The 3,013-nt window shown below is 46.8% G+C and carries 2 protein-coding genes; both read left to right on the top strand.

What is annotated here, in order from left to right:
* The first annotated feature begins 49 nt into the window (after positions 1 to 49).
* Positions 50 to 919: a hypothetical protein gene (locus R7Z50_RS24035; RefSeq protein ID WP_005479976.1), complete on the top strand. Its 870-nt coding sequence runs from the start codon at positions 50 to 52 to the stop codon at positions 917 to 919.
* A gap of 31 nt (positions 920 to 950) precedes the next feature.
* The coding region (locus tag R7Z50_RS24030) for a M66 family metalloprotease (RefSeq protein WP_318149292.1) at positions 951 to 3,013 on the top strand (2,063 nt) is incomplete at its 3' end.

Raw genomic sequence — 3,013 nt, 5'->3', positions numbered from 1 at the left:
GTCTTTAAGTTTATTCTAATGAACTTAATTTTCATGGAAGTTTCAAAACATGCAGCACACAACAAAGTGGATGATGACGCCGCTTGCAATGTTGTTGGGTACGCTGTTTTCAGCGCCATCATTCGCGGTGGAAACGAGTGTAATTGATAGCACTAGCACGCCTGAATCTACACAAAATGAAGGAGATACGTCCTGTATTGTTTGTAAGTTTAGTGGGGCCGTTTACCTATCTTACGATACAAACATTTACGATAAAGACGACTACCGTTCTGTCCGCAATTTCTCGTGGGGAGGCGATCTCGTTTATTCCTTTTCGAGCGACACAAAAGCCTATTTTTCTACGGGGGGCTATCGTGCCCTAGAAGATGAAGTCGGCACCTACGCGACAGATTCGGTGTTGGGCTTGCAATACACGAACCTATATCGCTTTGGAGATACAGGGAAAATCGGCGTTGCGGGTCAGCTCACCATTCCAACTTCAGAAACATCTCGTAAAGATGAACTGCACACCGCGGTTCGTTTAGATGTGCCGATCTCTTTTTCAGCTTGGAGCGTCGATTTTTCGGTTTCGCCAAGACTGAGAAAAAATTTCCACGAATACAAAACCATGGGTGGACGCTCGCTGACTGAGTGGACTTACTCGTTGTTTGCTGTTGCGGAAAAGTCGTGGGAATCGTTCGCAGTGGGGATCACGGCGTTAGGTGGTAACAGCATCAGTTATCAAGGTACGCGCAGAAGCAGTTGGCAGTATGAAGGGGCGTTGTACGGCACATACGAGTTTGATGAAAGCTGGTCATTGCTACTCGCGGCGTCATCAACGGGTTTCTATCAAGATGCAGAGCGAGGCACCTTGGGCAACATCGATTTGTTGGACCAAGAGAAAGCATCTTACATCGCGACAGTGACTTACTCCTTCTAGGAAAATAACAACAATTAAGGATATCCAAATAATGTTTAAAAAATTGACTCTGGTGTCAGCAATAACGGCCGCACTTGCAGGCTGTGGCGCAGATGATCAGGCGTATGACTATGTCGAAAGAGATGCAAAAGAAGTCGCAGTAAAAGATCTTAAAGACGGTCGTTGGTTTTACGTTCCGACGACTGGTGCCGCTCCACGCTTTGCTCTGAACCAATTCCCATTCTTGCAAGGTTCACCTCGTTACGTTGAGCTTTGTTTTACCAAAGAAGGTCTGGAAGTTCGCAGTTACGATAAAAACTACCCAGACGCGCATCTAAGCAAAGATGCTAATAACTACTGCGGTGAAGAGAAATTTGTCGCAGACGACGACGGCGTTAACTTCGCGCAAGTGCTGACGATTCCGGGTGACTTTGCGGCGTATCGCTGTCAAGAAGACGCGCATGGTGATTGCACCAACAAAGAAGAAACCAACGAAGACGCAAGCCTAAACTACAAGAAGAAAACCCACTTCACTCCTCGCCCTGAAGATCTCGAAATTGCAGAATTCAATATGGAAGATCTGTATGGCATTACCGAGGGCATTGATGAAATTGGCGCACCACGATTGATCTCGTGGGACTTTGACCCTAAAAACGGTCTTCTCAATTTCGAACTAGAGCGCACGTTCCGTATCGATTTAGATAATATTTCTGACTACATCAACTTTGCAACGAAAGCGAGCTTGGATGAAGCGCTTGTGGATGGCGCGTTTAAATCTCGTTTCTACTACTCGTTAGTGCACGAAAGTGAAGTGGCAACCGAAGGTTACCAACCGATCTTGTACCCAGTGGGTGATGAGAACGACATTGGTTTCTTCACCACGTCGACGAAAAAGCTTAACCCAGTCACGAATAAATACGACCGTGATGTGGTTTACCTCAATCGTTTCAACCCAGATCAAAGCTCGATCAAATATTACTTGAGCGACAATTTCTTTGAAGAGAAGAACAAGTTGTTCTTGGATGCAACGCTGCAATCGATCGACAAGATGAACCAAGCGCTGAATGTATTTGGGGCGGATGCAGGCAAGCCTGAAATCGAGATTGTGAACAAAACCAAAGCGGCTGGTATTCACCCAGGTGATCTGCGTTACAACGTGATTAACCTGATTGACGAGCCTCTAGCGAACGGTCTGCTTGGCTACGGCCCGTCGGTTTCTAACCCGATGACGGGGGAAATCATCAAAGGCCACGTGAACCAATACGCAGGCGTTGCAAGAACGGGTGTACCTTTCTATTGGGATAACTTGGCGCGTTTCTATAATCGTAATCAACTGGACTTAGATGGCTTAGAACCATTGCCAACCAGCAGCGAATCTGTGAAAACAGAAGTCGCGGATAGAATTGAAGCGCTTTCTACAATGGCGGCGATGGCGAGCCTGAAATCGGATGAAAACATTCATGCGCCGCTCGTTTCAAAAGAAGACATCGTTTCTGGAAAAGCGGCGACGAAGAGCCCAACTCAGCTCATGAAAAACTTCAATGATGACATGGAGTTTGAAAAGGTGGTTGAAGCTGAAGAGAACCGTTTGTCTTTCTGGGCAGAGAACAACGTCTATCCAATCGAAGCGTCGTGGGTTTCCTCAACCAACAAGGCCATGTTGGACAACTTGAAGTTGGATGACGAGCGTTACTTTGAGATCAAACTTGATGACGCAGGTAACGAAGTATCGCGTCAGCTTAAGCGTTGGAAATACCTGCCAAAGGAGTTGCAAGTGAAAGCCGCAGATGCGATTACGGTTGCGACTTACAGCAATACGCTTGTTCACGAGCTTGGTCATAACATGGGTCTGCGCCATAACTTTAAAGGCTCAAATGACAAAGCGAACTACTACACGCTAGAGCAAGCGCATCAACTTGGTTTGAACAACATTCCTGCTTACAGTTCGACGATGGACTACGCACCAAGCATGTTGGATGAAACGCCAACTTGGGGTCTGTACGATATTGCGGCGTTTAAGTTTGGTTACGGTCGTAAAGTCGAGACGATTCAAGATTCTTCAGGTTCAGCTCCTGCGCCTGTTGCGAAACCGGCAGACAGTGCGAGCGATGAAGA

Source organism: Vibrio sp. 1249-1, from assembly GCF_033340495.1.
This window is presented reverse-complemented; position numbering and strand designations above follow the sequence as displayed.

Coding starts and splice junctions, on each gene's coding strand:
- R7Z50_RS24035 (WP_005479976.1), top strand. CDS start 50: ATGCAGCACACAACAAAGTGGATGATGACGCCGCTTGCAATGTTGTTG.